11 protein-coding genes are annotated in these 13,466 nt (G+C 49.3%); 7 read left to right on the top strand and 4 right to left on the bottom strand.

Annotated elements, in window-relative coordinates; genetic code table 11:
- Positions 1-31: 31 nt before the first annotated feature.
- Positions 32-964, bottom strand: coding sequence for a hydroxymethylbilane synthase (hemC, locus tag PUN32_RS11355; RefSeq protein WP_274723327.1), 933 nt, complete (start codon positions 962-964; stop codon positions 32-34).
- Between the two features lie 270 nt (positions 965-1,234).
- Between hemC and PUN32_RS11350 the strand changes: the two genes are divergently transcribed.
- Entirely contained in the window at positions 1,235-3,766 is a 2,532-nt protein-coding gene (locus PUN32_RS11350; RefSeq protein ID WP_274723326.1) for a class I adenylate cyclase, read from the top strand.
- A gap of 72 nt (positions 3,767-3,838) precedes the next feature.
- On the opposite strand, the gene cyaY is transcribed toward PUN32_RS11350, so the two are convergent.
- Entirely contained in the window at positions 3,839-4,153 is a 315-nt protein-coding gene (cyaY, locus tag PUN32_RS11345) for an iron donor protein CyaY (RefSeq protein ID WP_274723325.1), read from the bottom strand.
- 75 nt (positions 4,154-4,228) lie between these two features.
- Between cyaY and lptM the strand changes: the two genes are divergently transcribed.
- The 6 genes from lptM to PUN32_RS11315 all read left to right on the top strand — a co-directional run bounded on the left by lptM (position 4,229) and on the right by PUN32_RS11315 (position 10,778).
- Complete coding sequence (lptM, locus tag PUN32_RS14175) at positions 4,229-4,345, top strand: LPS translocon maturation chaperone LptM (protein ID WP_430472253.1); 117 nt, start codon at positions 4,229-4,231, stop codon at positions 4,343-4,345.
- 32 nt (positions 4,346-4,377) lie between these two features.
- Complete coding sequence (lysA, locus tag PUN32_RS11335; protein WP_274723323.1) at positions 4,378-5,631, top strand: diaminopimelate decarboxylase; 1,254 nt, start codon at positions 4,378-4,380, stop codon at positions 5,629-5,631.
- Positions 5,632-5,642: 11 nt separating this feature from the next.
- Positions 5,643-6,473, top strand: coding sequence for a diaminopimelate epimerase (gene dapF / locus PUN32_RS11330; RefSeq protein ID WP_274723322.1), 831 nt, complete (start codon positions 5,643-5,645; stop codon positions 6,471-6,473).
- Between the two features lie 13 nt (positions 6,474-6,486).
- A complete protein-coding gene (locus PUN32_RS11325) occupies positions 6,487-7,191 on the top strand; it encodes a DUF484 family protein (protein ID WP_274723321.1) in 705 nt (234 codons plus the stop codon).
- Entirely contained in the window at positions 7,160-8,092 is a 933-nt protein-coding gene (gene xerC, locus PUN32_RS11320) for a tyrosine recombinase XerC (protein ID WP_274723363.1), read from the top strand. The genes PUN32_RS11325 and xerC overlap by 32 nt, the downstream gene beginning before the upstream one ends.
- A gap of 199 nt (positions 8,093-8,291) precedes the next feature.
- Positions 8,292-10,778 carry a sensor domain-containing phosphodiesterase gene (locus PUN32_RS11315; protein ID WP_274723320.1) on the top strand — a complete coding sequence of 829 codons (2,487 nt, stop codon included), beginning with the start codon at positions 8,292-8,294 and terminating at the stop codon, positions 10,776-10,778.
- A 2-nt stretch (positions 10,779-10,780) separates the two neighbouring features.
- Here the strand turns inward: PUN32_RS11315 and PUN32_RS11310 are convergent, their stop codons facing one another.
- Positions 10,781-12,325, bottom strand: coding sequence for a COG3650 family protein (locus tag PUN32_RS11310; protein ID WP_274723319.1), 1,545 nt, complete (start codon positions 12,323-12,325; stop codon positions 10,781-10,783).
- Positions 12,326-12,553: 228 nt separating this feature from the next.
- A complete protein-coding gene (locus PUN32_RS11305) occupies positions 12,554-13,381 on the bottom strand; it encodes a Cof-type HAD-IIB family hydrolase (RefSeq protein ID WP_274723318.1) in 828 nt (275 codons plus the stop codon).
- Positions 13,382-13,466 lie beyond the last annotated feature (85 nt).

The raw sequence follows: 13,466 nt of genomic DNA, 5'->3' as shown, positions 1-13,466 counted from the left end.
GCACCCTCAATTGATTAGCGATGTTCGCGGCTTATTGATGCTCATAGAGGCGTTGCAGGATCTCTTTGGCGCCTTGGCTAAGCAGTTGCTCGGCCAAGGTAATCCCCAGTTGTTCTGCATCGGAGCGTGGACCGCGAATTTCACCACGCACGATTTGTGAGCCATCAGGTTCACCGACTAAAGCGCGTAACCAGATTTGATCGCCATCGAGCAAGGCGTAGCTACCAATCGGTACCTGACAGCCACCTTGTAGCGTTAGGTTCATGGCTCGCTCAGCGAGTACTCGATCTGCGCTATCACGGTGATTCAGTGGCGCTAGCAGTGCGCGTACCCGTTGGTCATCCAAACGACATTCAATCCCAACCGCGCCTTGGCCAACCGCTGGTAGAGATTGTTCCGGTTCGATAAAACTGCGGATTCGACTGGCGAGTTTGAGCCGTTTCAGACCGGCGGCTGCTAAAATAATCGCATCGTATTCTCCGGCATCTAACTTATTTAATCGGGTGCCGACGTTGCCGCGCAGTTCTTTAATCACTAAGTCGGGACGCGCCGCTTTTAATTGGGATTGGCGACGTAGGCTGCAAGTGCCGACCACGGCGCCAATCGGTAGGTCATCGAGACTGGCGTAGTGGTTGGAAACCAAGGCATCACGCGGATCTTCGCGCTCGCAAATGGTGACTAAGCCGAGTCCGGGCGGGAAATCAACCGGCACATCTTTCATCGAATGCACTGCCAAATCGGCACGTCCTTCGAGCATGGCAATTTCCAACTCTTTGACAAACAGCCCTTTACCGCCCACTTTGGCGAGTGGGGTATCTAAAATCACATCGCCGCGCGTTACCATAGTCACCAACTCGACCTGCAACCCGGGATGTGCGGCAATTAAAGCCTCTTTAACATAGTTGGCTTGCCATAATGCAAGTGGGCTTTGGCGGGTGGCAATCCGGATCGGCATCTCGGTCATGGTGATGTTCCTGTTCATTGATCTAAACTGGCTTAATCCTATCACTGGAAGCGAAAAATGCTTACAACTAAAAATGCCCATAACCAGCGGGCACTGAGCAGTATTTATGACCTGAATTTTGTCCAGCTTGTGGCGTGGGTAAGGTGTGATATGCTGCCAAGAGCGCTTTACCGAAGGTGAAATAAGTGTTAGATTGATCACGTTTTGTTGGCATGGTCGCATGAAAGATAACCAAAAAGCGGCGTTTATCTGGTATTCAGGGAAGCAAACTTGCAGTCTTATACTCAGACCTTAATCCATCGACTTGATAAGCTAAACCGGCAACGTATCGAACGTGCGCTGGCTCTTATGGATTTGCAAAGCCAACGCGTTGTCCATTTTATTCCTACCCTATTTCAGTTTAATCATCCTTTAATCCCCGGTTATTTTTCTGCTGATACGCCATGTGGTGTGCATCTGTTCACGGCTAATGCGATTCAGCAACAATTTATCGATGATATTGAATTAACGCTCGGTGAGCGGTTAGCGGTGACGCAGTCGCCTCAGATCCTCGGCCTTTACACCATGGGCAGCACTTCATCGATCGGCCAAAGCACCTCTAGCGATCTGGATATTTGGGTCTGTGTGGCTGCCAGCATGAGCGGTGAGGCGCGCGACAATTTATCGAGTAAATGTCTGCTGATCACCGATTGGGCCAAAAGCCAAGGTGTGGAAGCCAACTTCTTTATTATTGATGAACAGCGGTTTCGGGATAACTATTCGGAAGCGTTAAGTGGTGAAAACTGTGGTTCGTCGCAGCATCTATTGCTGTTGGATGAATTTTATCGCTCTGCGGTACGCTTGGCTGGTAAACGGCTGCTGTGGCAGATCGTGCCACCCGAAATGGAAGAGTGCTACGACCAATATGTTGAGCAACTGTGTTGCAATGGCTATTTGGACTGCAATGAGTGGATTGATTTCGGCAAACTGAACCGGATCCCCGCGGAAGAGTATTTTGGTGCCAATTTGTGGCAACTGTATAAGAGCATTGATTCACCTTATAAATCGGTACTCAAAGCGATCCTGCTTGAAGCGTATTCGTGGGAATACCCTCATACTCAGTTATTGAGCCTCGACAGCAAACGACGTTTTTTTGCCGATGAGCCCGATCTGTATGGCATGGATTCTTACTATCTGATGCTAGAAAAAGTCACCCGCTATTTAGAGCGGATTGGCGATACCATGCGCTTAGATTTGGTGCGGCGCTGTTTTTACCTGAAAACCCATGAAAAGTTGTCGCGCGAGCCGGGGCTAGGTTCAATGCCGTGGCGGCGTGAAGCCTTGCGTGAGCTCACCACTCGATGGCAGTGGAGCCCTGCGGCGATTGCCGAATTGGATAGCCGTCGTCACTGGAAAGTTGAGCAAGTCAAAGTGGTGCACCACGCCTTGCTGGATGCGCTGATGCTCAGCTACCGTAATTTAATCCAGTTTGCGCGACGTAATGACATTACCTCCGCGATCAGTCCGCAAGATATTTCGATTCTGGCGCGCAAACTGTATGCTGCATTTGAAGTGTTACCGGGCAAGGTAACACTACTCAATCCGCAAATTTCTCCTGATTTGCATGAGCCTGACCTCAGCTTTATTGAAGTGTGTGCTGGGCGTAGCAATAAACCGGGTTGGTATCTGTATAAGCAGCCGCTACAAGCGCAGCGCTTAATTGGTCAGCCTTGCCTTGAGCATAATGAATACCTCAGTAAATTGGTGGCTTGGGCATTTTTTAACGGCCTGATCACCGAATCGACCCGCTTGCATGCGGTGGTGCGTGCCGCCGAGCTAGATATTGATAAGTTTTACCAAATGGTTAGCGATCTGCGTAATACCTTTTCGCTGCGCAAGCGTCGCCCGACCATGCAAGCATTGGCCAATCCTTGTGAAATTAGCCAACTGGCGATGTTCATCAATTTTGAGCATGATCCCACCAGCGAACTCAGTGGTAAGGCGTTAAAAGTCGATCTGAAAAATATCGATATTTTCAGTTTTAGCACCGAGCAAAAATGTTTAGTGGGCAGTGTTGATTTAGTGTATCGCAACTCATGGCAAGAAGTGCGCACCCTGCATTTTGAAGGGCAGACCGCGATGCTTGATGCGCTGAAAACTGTGCTTGGAAAAATGCATCAAGATGCGCTGCCACCGGAATCGGTGGATGTGTTCTGCTATAGCAGAAACTTACGTGGCGTGATGCGTAACTTGGTCTATCAACTGTTGGCGGAGTGCATTGATTTACGCCTCAAACCGATGGAGCAAGAGAAGCGTCGCCGCTTTAAGGCGCTGCGGATGGGCGATCAAATGTATGGCTTATTCTTTGAGCGGCGTGGCGTTTCGGTGCAGAGGCTAGAAAACTCGGTCGATTTTTATCGCAGTATTTCTACCAATAAGCTCAAAGGCTCGCCGTTGCTGATGTTAGACCGTGATGAAGACTATCCGCTACCCACTGTGGTCGATAGCTTTGCCAGTGAAGGGTTAGTGCAATTTTTCTTTGAAGATACCGAGAAAGGTTTCAACATCTATGTGTTGGATGAAGCCAATCGGGTTGAGGTCTACCACCAGTTCAATGGCGAAAAAGATGAGATGATTGCCAGCGTCAACAGTTTCTATACTTCGATCCTGGATGACAGCAGTAAACTCGGTGCTAAAAGCATCAACTTTAACCTGCCGCAGTACTACCAAATTATTCACCCTGAAGAGGGCGAAACTTATGTGGTGCCGTATCGTAACGACAGCGCCTTGTATTCTAAGCCTTCTCAAGTGGTCAACGCTTAAGCGACCGTCAACTTAAGCGCCAGTCAAAAAGAGCACCTCGGTGCTCTTTTTTGCTATGACATATTGTGCCGTTTAGCGCCATTCAATCGGCTGATCGGCCTGTTTGTCACATTCCTGTTTGAGCAAGGTCAGCAATTCCAAGCCAGTTTTTGAGCAGATCCACTCGCCAGCGGTCCATTTAAAATGGTAGCCACCCGATTTTGAAGCCAACCAAATCTCACGCATTGGTTCTTGACGGTTGATGATGATTTGGCTGCGATCATCAAATTCCAGCGTCATGACATTGCCCACCGTCTCATAGTCGATATCGGCACCTGCTTCATCAATCATGGTTTCGATAGATTGCAGTTGGCGGTCGACGATTTGATGAAATTCAGTTTCGTTCATCTTCTCTATCCTATTGCTTTTCCTAATCGTGGTGCGATTATAGGGGGCATTGATTCAATAAGCACGATATGCCCAATGAAAAACACATTCACAGCACTGTTTTTGTTGTCGGTTCTCGCCTTGGCGGGATGTGGTCAAACGGGACCACTGTATATGCCCGATGATGCCAAACCGAGTGAGCAAGTTCAGTAAATCACACGACCGAATAGAAAAGGGAACACACTTTGGATTATTTCAATTATCAGGACGATGGTCAGTTGTGGGCGGAACAAGTACCTCTGGCCGATTTGGCTACCCAGTACGGCACGCCACTGTACGTTTACTCAAGAGCCACCTTAGAGCGCCACTGGCGCGCATTTGAACAGGCGTTGGGCGATTTTCCACACCTGATTTGCTATGCGGTGAAAGCCAACTCGAACCTTGGGGTACTGAATGTGCTCGCGCGTTTAGGTTCAGGTTTCGATATCGTTTCGATTGGCGAGTTAGAGCGTGTGCTGGCCGCTGGGGGCGATCCGAGTAAGGTGGTGTTTTCTGGGGTCGGCAAAACCGATGCCGAAATGCGCCGCGCGCTGCAATTGCAGATCAAATGCTTTAACGTAGAATCGGAGCCTGAGCTGCTCCGCCTTAATCAAGTTGCGGCAGAATTAGGGGTTCGCGCGCCGATTTCGCTACGCATCAATCCCGATGTGGATGCGAAAACCCATCCTTATATTTCGACGGGCTTACGTGATAACAAATTTGGCATCACCTTTGAGCGTGCCGAGCAAGTGTACCGGTTGGCGCACAGTTTGCCGAATTTGCAGGTGTATGGCATTGATTGCCACATTGGCTCGCAGTTAACTGAGCTGGCACCGTTTATTGATGCCACCGATCGGTTGCTGGCCTTGATTGATAAACTCCAAGCCCAAGGCATTCATATTCGTCACTTAGATGTGGGGGGCGGCCTTGGGGTGGTGTATCGCGATGAATTACCGCCGCAGCCTTCGCAATACGCCAAAGCGTTGCTCGATCGCCTTGAACAGCATCGAGATTTAGAGCTGATTTTTGAACCAGGCCGCGCGATTGCCGCCAATGCTGGTGTGTTGCTGACCAAGGTTGAGTATCTCAAACACACGGAACATAAAAATTTTGCGATTATTGATGCGGCGATGAATGATCTGATCCGCCCGGCGCTATATCAAGCGTGGCAGGCGATCATTCCACTGCGCCCACGCACTGGGGTCGCACAAACCTATGATTTGGTGGGACCAGTGTGTGAAACCAGTGACTTTTTAGGTAAAGATCGTGACCTAGTGTTACAAGAAGGCGATCTACTGGCGGTGCGCTCTTCTGGCGCGTATGGTTTTACCATGGCGTCGAATTACAATACTCGCCCACGAGTAGCAGAAGTGATGGTTGATGGCCAGCAAGCCTATTTGGTGCGTCAGCGTGAATCGCTCAGCAGTTTGTGGGCATTAGAATCGGTTTTACCAGAGTAAAGTTATCTTCTATGCATTTCCATTTTTCTAAAATGCACGGCTTGGGTAACGACTTTATGGTCGTGGACTGCGTTACCCAAAACGTCTTCTTCTCTCCGGAATTGATCCGTCGCTTAGCGGATCGGCATACCGGGGTTGGTTTTGATCAGTTGTTGGTGGTTGAAGCCCCTTACGATCCAGAGTCTGATTTCCATTACCGGATCTTCAATGCTGATGGCAGTGAAGTTGAACAGTGTGGCAATGGTGCGCGCTGTTTCGCTCGCTTTGTTCGCATGAAAGGGTTGACCAACAAATACACCATCAATGTCAGTACCAAAAGAGGCAAGATGGTGCTCAATGTGGAAGAGGAAGATCTGATCACCGTCAATATGGGTGTGCCAGAATTTGAACCGAGTAAAATTCCATTTCGGGCTAAACAAACTGAAAAAACCTATATTTTGCGAGTCGGCGAGCAAACCCTGTTTTGCGGTGCGGTAAGTATGGGCAATCCACACGTTGTGAGCGTGGTTGATGAGATCAGCACTGCGGCAGTGGCCAGTTTAGGGCCGTTGCTTGAGTCGCACGAACGCTTTCCTGAGCGGGTCAACGCTGGTTTTATGCAAGTGGTGAGCCGAGACGAGATTAAGCTGCGAGTTTATGAACGTGGTGCAGGTGAAACCCAAGCCTGTGGTAGTGGTGCTTGTGCCGCAGTGGCAGTGGGCATCGTACAAGGGCTGTTGGCTGAACAAGTGCGAGTGCATCTGCCGGGTGGCGAACTGGAAATCAGTTGGCAAGGTCCCGGTAAACCGCTGTATATGACTGGTCCTGCGACCCATATCTACGATGGTCAAATCTCGTGCTAATTGAGGTGCAATTTTGTTTCAGGTAACAACCGATGCGCTGAGTGAGCAGAGAGTAGTCGAATATCTTGAGCGGCATGGTGATTTTTTTCAGCGCCATAGCGAACTGGTTGAGCGCCTCACCTTGCCTTCTGGCTCGGCGGCCGTCTCACTGACCCATATTCAACTGGCACGCCAGCGGCAGCGAATTGAAGAGCTCGAGCAGCAGATCGCCTTATTGATGTCGCTGGCGGCCAATAATGATCGCACTTTCCATGAATTTATGGCCTTGCAAGAGCAGCTCCTCAAATGCGCGTCACTGCAAGACGTGGTGCAAGCGATTGAGGTGAAAGCACAGGCGCTTAATCTGCGCGCTTATTTGCGTTTATTGACTCGCGATGATGATCAATATGGCTTGGCCAGTGAAGATTGGCAGCGTTTTGCGACCAATCATTTTAACGGTAAATCGGCTTATTTGGGCCGTTTACGTCAGGCGGATCGGCAAAGTTTACTGGGCGATCTACCCGCTCCCGAAATGGGATCATACGTGGTATTGCCTTTGCAGCGTCACTCTGCCTTAGGTATTTTGGCCTTTGCCAGTGAAGATGGCGGTCACTTTCAGCCGAGTATGGACACCTTATTTTTACGTCATTTGGCGTTAGTTTTAGTCCATTTAATCGAGACGTTACCATGGCAGTATTATGACCAAGATCAAGATCGAAGAGTTCACCCCGCTTCCTAACACCTTAGCCGAGCCGTTGGCGCGTTTTTATGCTTATCTGCATAGTGAAAAGGGGCTCAGCCTTTACACTCAGCGTAACTATAAACAGCAGTTGCAAAGCATGGCGCAGTATTTGGCCAAGCTTGGGTTGGTTAATTGGTCACAGCTTGATGCGGGTTGGGTGCGTCAGTTAGTGGTGCTTGGCAAGCGGCAAGGTATGAAAGCTAGCAGTATTGCCACACGCTTGTCCTCACTGCGTAGCTTTCTCGATTTTCTGATCTTACGTGGTGAGCTACAGGCCAATCCAGCTAAAGGGGTATCTGCTCCACGCAAGCAACGCCCGTTGCCAAAAAATCTTGATGTCGATGAAATGGCGCAGTTACTGGAAGTGACCGATGATGATCCGCTGGCGATCCGTGATCGCGCGATGATGGAGCTGATGTACGGTTCGGGGCTGCGCTTGGCGGAATTGGTGTCGATTGATGTCAAACATCTCAATCTGCGCGAAGGCGAAATCCGCGTGATTGGTAAAGGTAATAAGCAGCGCAAAGTTTGGTTTGCTGGGCAGGCCCAGAAGTGGGTTGGTGAGTGGCTCAAACTGCGTAGCCAGTTTGCGGTCAATGATGAAGCGGCGCTGTTTGTCTCCAAGCTGGGGACGCGGATTTCGCACCGTAGTGTGCAAAAACGCATGGCCGAATGGGGGCAAAAGCAGGCGGTTGCCAGTCATATCAGCCCACATAAACTGCGTCACTCGTTTGCTACCCATATGTTGGAGTCGAGCAATAATCTGCGTGCGGTGCAAGAGCTGCTCGGTCACGAGAATATCGCTACTACGCAAATCTATACTCATCTCGATTTTCAGCATCTGGCTCAGGTGTACGATCAAGCCCATCCTCGGGCGCGCAAAAAGAGTAAAGATTAAGCATCATTCATTGAAGATCGGGTGATCTAACTAAGCACATCATTGGTTTGGGGCAAAATCAATCCATTCACTCAAATGATGTTAAATTAAGTGCATAATGCTTGTTCACAAAAATCACATTGCCTAATTATTGAGTATAGTCTGCGGTAACGATTGCATTGCATAATGGGTCAATACTTCACCAGTCTGTCCATTTTTTATGTTTACGGTTTCTCGCCTTATCCCTGATTTGGTATCGGCAGCCACAGTGCTCGATACCGTCGATCTTGTTCATGGACAGTCTGTATTGGTGCAGATTTTTTCACCATGGAGTTGTGAGCAAGTACAGCAACTGGCTCGCCAGATCCTCACTAAATTTCCATTGGCTTGTCTGATTGGTTGCAGTGCTGAGCAAGTCATTTTCGAAGGTGAAATCCACCATCAAACTACCTTGTTGCAAATAACGGTTTTTGAACAAACCGCGCTTAGCGCGACCGTGGTAGCCTACAGTAACGATTATGTGGCGGATGGTCAGTGTTTAGCACGCCAATTAGAGCTTAATGACCTCTCACAAGCGGTACTGTGCTTTTCATGGCAGATGGAGACCTTACAAGCGCCTCGTTTTTCGCTGCACAATAGCCGTGGTGTTGCGGTGCCTGTTGCCGGTGGTGCGGCTAAACAAACCTCAGCCGGACATTGGGTACTATTGGATGAAGAGTGCTACCAACAAGCCACGGTGGCAGTGGCGTTACATAGCGATGCCTTATGCGTTGAAGTAGGTGGTTACACCGAATGGCAGCCGGTTGGGCGTAGTTATCATGTTACTGGCGTTGAGGGCGATCGGCTGCTTAGTCTCGATCATGAGCCGATCGAAGCGGTGTATCAACGCAATTTAGGTACCCAGATCGAGTTTGCCGATGGTGGGCTGATCAGCTTTCCGTTGATGAAAGGTAAGTGTCGGCTGCAAGATATCTATCTGCCACTGGGTATCGCCCCAGAAGGGGGACTGCGTTTTAACCGCCCACTTGCGCTGCAAGATAAAGTCCGTTTTTGTTTTGACCATCCGAGTTTAACCCTAGAGCGAGTGTGCCTCACCGCTCAGCAATTGCAGGCTCAACAGTATCAACAAGTGTGGGTGTTTAACTGCGCATTGCGTTTGAATTTCATGCACGAAAACTATGAGTTGCAGCCACTGCAAGTTGTGGCACAAACGAATGGTTGTTACTGTTGGGGAGAACTGCTGTATGAGCATGGTCAACAACAAGTAAGGCATCACAGCATGACTTTTCTGGCACTGCGTGAAGGTGAGCCGCAGAGCAAGCCGCTGGCTCGTTTACCCAACTACTCTCAAGGAATGACTGCGCCGCTATTTAATCTGATCCGTCATGCGTTTTATGATTTAGATGTAATGACCGATAACTTAGCTCAGCAGATCCGTTCACAAACGGCATTATTGACCGCCAGCTATCGGCGTGACCGACGCACCGGGTTACCTAATCGCGTCGTGTTGCGTGAGCGTTTATTGGCATTCACTGAGCATGAGCATTTGGTGGTGCTGAAAGTGACCAATTTTAATCAAATCAATGAAAAATACGGCTATCCGGTTGGCGATGAGCTGCTGCGTGATTTGAGTGCTCAGTTTCAAGCATATTTGGATTTGAAATTAAACGAACGCAGTTGGTTATATGCGATTGGTGTCGGTGAGTGGGCGACGGTATTTTATTCTCAGGCTGATGCGCTGCGTATTCATAGTCATTTCTATAAATTTGTTGAACAGTTAGAGCACGTTAATTTCGAACCGGGCGGCTTGCCGACCGTTGATTATCTGTCGATCTCTTTGTGCGCAGGATTAGTCAGCCAGCATGATTTTACCGGACATACCCCAGATGAGCTGCTGTTGCGCGCCATCGAGGCTCGCCGCCATGCGTTCAATAATAATCGCCATTTTTGTAATGCGGCTCGGCTTAAAGTGCAAGATAGTGAGCGTCAAGAGCGACTCAATGGATTATCACGCGTGAGTCGCGCAGTACTGCGTGATGATGTGGTGGCGTACGCCCAGCCGATCTGCCAGGCGCATAACCATATTGTGGCCTCGTATGAGTGTTTGGTGCGGATTGAAGATGATGGTGAGATTCTACTGCCTGGATATTTTTTACCGATCATTACTGATACTCATCTCTATACTCGTTTGAGTCGTCAGATGATCAGTCACACTTTCACTATGATGCGTCATCGATCAGAAGCGTTTTCAATCAATCTGTCCCCACAGGATTTAATGAGTGAGCGCACACTACTGCACTTAGAGGCGGCAATCCAATCGCTGGCTGATCCAACCCGGGTTGGGTTGGAAGTATTAGAGAGTGAGCGGATTAAAGATTATGGGCGGATGATCGAGGTGTGTAACTATTTCCGTTCATTAGGGGCCACAATCATCGTGGATGATTTTGGCAGCGGTTACTCCAATATTGATGAAATCGTCAAACTCGAGCCGCAAGTGATTAAGCTAGACGGCAGTTTGATCCGCAATATCGATCAAGATATTAAGCAGCGCCGGATTGCCGAGCAATTGGTCAAATTGTGTCAGGTCCTGAATGCCAAAACGGTGGCTGAATTTGTTCACAACCAAGCCGTTTGCCGGATCAGTGAAGATATGGGGGTCGACTACTTACAGGGTTATTTCCTCGGTCGACCGACACGATTAGGTTAAATCTACAGTTTAAGCCCCGCTTGCCTGGGCGATAAGCCATCGGCAAACAGCAGAACTTGGCTGATCTGCTCAGCCTCTGCTTCTGGAGCCACACTCGGATTGAGCGGGTAGCTGATACCATTATACTGCAAACGATGCACCGCAGGCTTAGCTCCTCCACCGCTGACACTGAGCATTAAATCTCGCCAACCATGATGGGTTTGTTGACCTAAGCGGATCGGATTTTGGACTAAGGTCATCCGGCTATTAAAGCGCCACTGCTGTTGATGCTGTTCAAAAATAAGCAAGGTACAACCGCCAGTACCGCACCAATCCAATTGCACCAATAGTTCTGGCTGTTCATCACCATTCAGGTCGTATTCGAGCCAGCGATATTGGGTATCATCGGTGGCGGTTTGATGTAAGGCGAAATAGCGGCGGATCGCTTGATCAACATCTGCTCGATAATCCGCTCGCCCGGTGATCTGTTGTGCGAACAGTGCGGCTTGACCCACTGCCGGTGGCGCAATGCTATCACTCAGTTCGACTAAGGAACGAAAGAGCACTAAGCCACCATTGGTGATCGGGTAGATCAATGGACCGACTTTTTCTTGTTGGGTAGTCAGTTGATCGCCATCGCGAGTAAAGATCCGCTCCGAGAGTAAATATTGCTGCTGATGGCGTGTCATCACCACTTGGATTTGATTGGGATTGAGCTGCTGCCAATAACCTTGTTCGATGATTGGCGGCTGCCCATCGGCATATTCATAGCGGGTTTGCGCGGTATGATCCGGCTCCAAGCTGAGACTGACACTAAAACCGGTTTGTGCCGTCGAGCGGGCAAAATACACTCCACTCCATTCCAACGTGGGATCGAGATTGGCTAAGCTGGCACAGCCTTGATAATGGCCACCTTGCAATGACAGTTTAGATCGCCATTGGTAAAGCGTTTGCTCTGTACCATTTTGGCACTTTGCTGGTTCTAGTTCGAGTTCTCCGCCCTCAAATTGGTAACGGCGTTGAGTGGCACTGAGTTGCGTGCGAGTGATGGACAAGTGCTGTTTCGCCCCACCTCGCGGCTGGAATTGTAAGCCATCGTCGACAAAGCGCAGTGACCAAAATGGTTCATTACCAAAGGCTCGGGTTGGGCGGATCGGCTGTTCACAACCACGCTGTTCTCTACTCAACTGGTTAATACTTTGCACCGCAATACGCGCGACATAATCGCCGTTATACCCAGTTTGGCTCGGTGGCAATAAGGTGCCGACTATTTCACCGTACAGTGGTTGATAAGGGCTAAGATTAAGCGCGAGCGCATCGCGTAACTGTTCGGCTGATAAATTGAGCCAATACTGCTGCTGACTGCCACATGGGGTAAAGCGCTGTAATTCATGACCGATGACCACCTCACCACGCAGCATAAAACTCGCAGGTTGAATCGTTTCTGGTTTATCGAGTGTCGCGATGATGGTTGGCGTTGACTCTGACTGTTGGGTTGATAATCGGTTGGTAGAGCACGCTTGCAACAAGATGGCGCATAAGATAGCGCCGAGAGGCAACACTCGCATGGTTCGATTCCTTTAGCTGATATGGAGGGCTGTTAGATGACAGCAGTATCGCATAAAGCCAGAGTTAAGCAGAACCACTGGCCAGCGCAATTGACAAAGTGCGGACATCGGATTGATCGGTTTGCGGATCAGCACCCAGTTTGGCGGATTACCCGCGCCAAAAATAAAGATGGCAGCCGGGGTGCTGCCATCTTAGTTATGTGGCCGAAGCGGCCAAGAGCATAGGGGTTAAAACAGATGTTGGTGTAGGTAGTGGGCGACAGCATCATCTGCATTACTGCCGATCACGGTATTATTCGGGAGCGCATTGAACACTTTTTGATGCGCCGTGCTCATCACTAAGCCTTTGCCTGCCATCGACAGCATCTCGACATCATTCATACCATCACCAAATGCGATGCAGTTGGTTAAGCTGAGTTGTAATGATTCGGCGACTGCTTGCAGAGCATCACCTTTGGATACGCCTGCACACATTACTTCTAAACACCAAGGGGTGGAAAATGCGACATTAATCTTATCGCCAAAGCGTTGATTAAGTAGTGTTTCATAATGCACTAGGTGTTCGTGATCCTGATTTTGGTGGGTAAAGAAAATCTTGGCGATGCCATCGGTTGGCGCTTGATTGACATCAAATAGCTGATAAGTAAAACCAGAATCTTCATGGAAGTCGCGCAGCACTTCATCTTCTTTATTGAGCAACCAGCCATCATTGCGATACAGGTGAACATACAATTGGTCATCTTGTTTGACTAGGTCGATGATGGCTTGCACTAACTCGTGTGGGACGTTTTTGCTGTACATCAACTGATCGTCTTGGTCATGCACTCGCGCCCCATTCGAGGTGATCATGTACGCGGGGATCCCCGCAATCTCACGGATCCCCGCCACATCGACATGGTGGCGACCGGTGGCGAAAATAAAAGTAAACCCTTGATCATGCAGTTGCTTAAGCGTTTGTTTGGAAAATTCGCTCAGTTGATGATTAGGGGCGAGTAGGGTGCCGTCGAGATCCGACGCCACGATTTTATATGGATGTTGTGCTGCTAACGTGGTCATAAAACTCTCATGTTTCACTGTAGGTTGGGTGAATGTTCACCCTCGATTTGCTTAGTGTAGTGGAATTAAATCCGGAAAAAGAGGG

Origin of the sequence: Vibrio chanodichtyis (genome assembly GCF_028863985.1) — a bacterium.
GTDB classification, from domain to species: Bacteria; Pseudomonadota; Gammaproteobacteria; order Enterobacterales; family Vibrionaceae; genus Vibrio; species Vibrio chanodichtyis.
This window is presented reverse-complemented; position numbering and strand designations above follow the sequence as displayed.

What these genes read in the sequence shown, in the direction of transcription:
- PUN32_RS11310 (WP_274723319.1), bottom strand. Translation starts at nt 12,325, where the DNA reads ATGCGAGTGTTGCCTCTCGGCGCTATCTTATGCGCCATCTTGTTGCAA.
- PUN32_RS11315 (WP_274723320.1), top strand. Translation starts at nt 8,292, where the DNA reads ATGTTTACGGTTTCTCGCCTTATCCCTGATTTGGTATCGGCAGCCACA.
- lptM (WP_430472253.1), top strand. Translation starts at nt 4,229, where the DNA reads ATGAAAAACACATTCACAGCACTGTTTTTGTTGTCGGTTCTCGCCTTG.
- cyaY (WP_274723325.1), bottom strand. Translation starts at nt 4,153, where the DNA reads ATGAACGAAACTGAATTTCATCAAATCGTCGACCGCCAACTGCAATCT.
- hemC (WP_274723327.1), bottom strand. Translation starts at nt 964, where the DNA reads ATGACCGAGATGCCGATCCGGATTGCCACCCGCCAAAGCCCACTTGCA.
- dapF (WP_274723322.1), top strand. Translation starts at nt 5,643, where the DNA reads ATGCATTTCCATTTTTCTAAAATGCACGGCTTGGGTAACGACTTTATG.
- PUN32_RS11305 (WP_274723318.1), bottom strand. Translation starts at nt 13,381, where the DNA reads ATGACCACGTTAGCAGCACAACATCCATATAAAATCGTGGCGTCGGAT.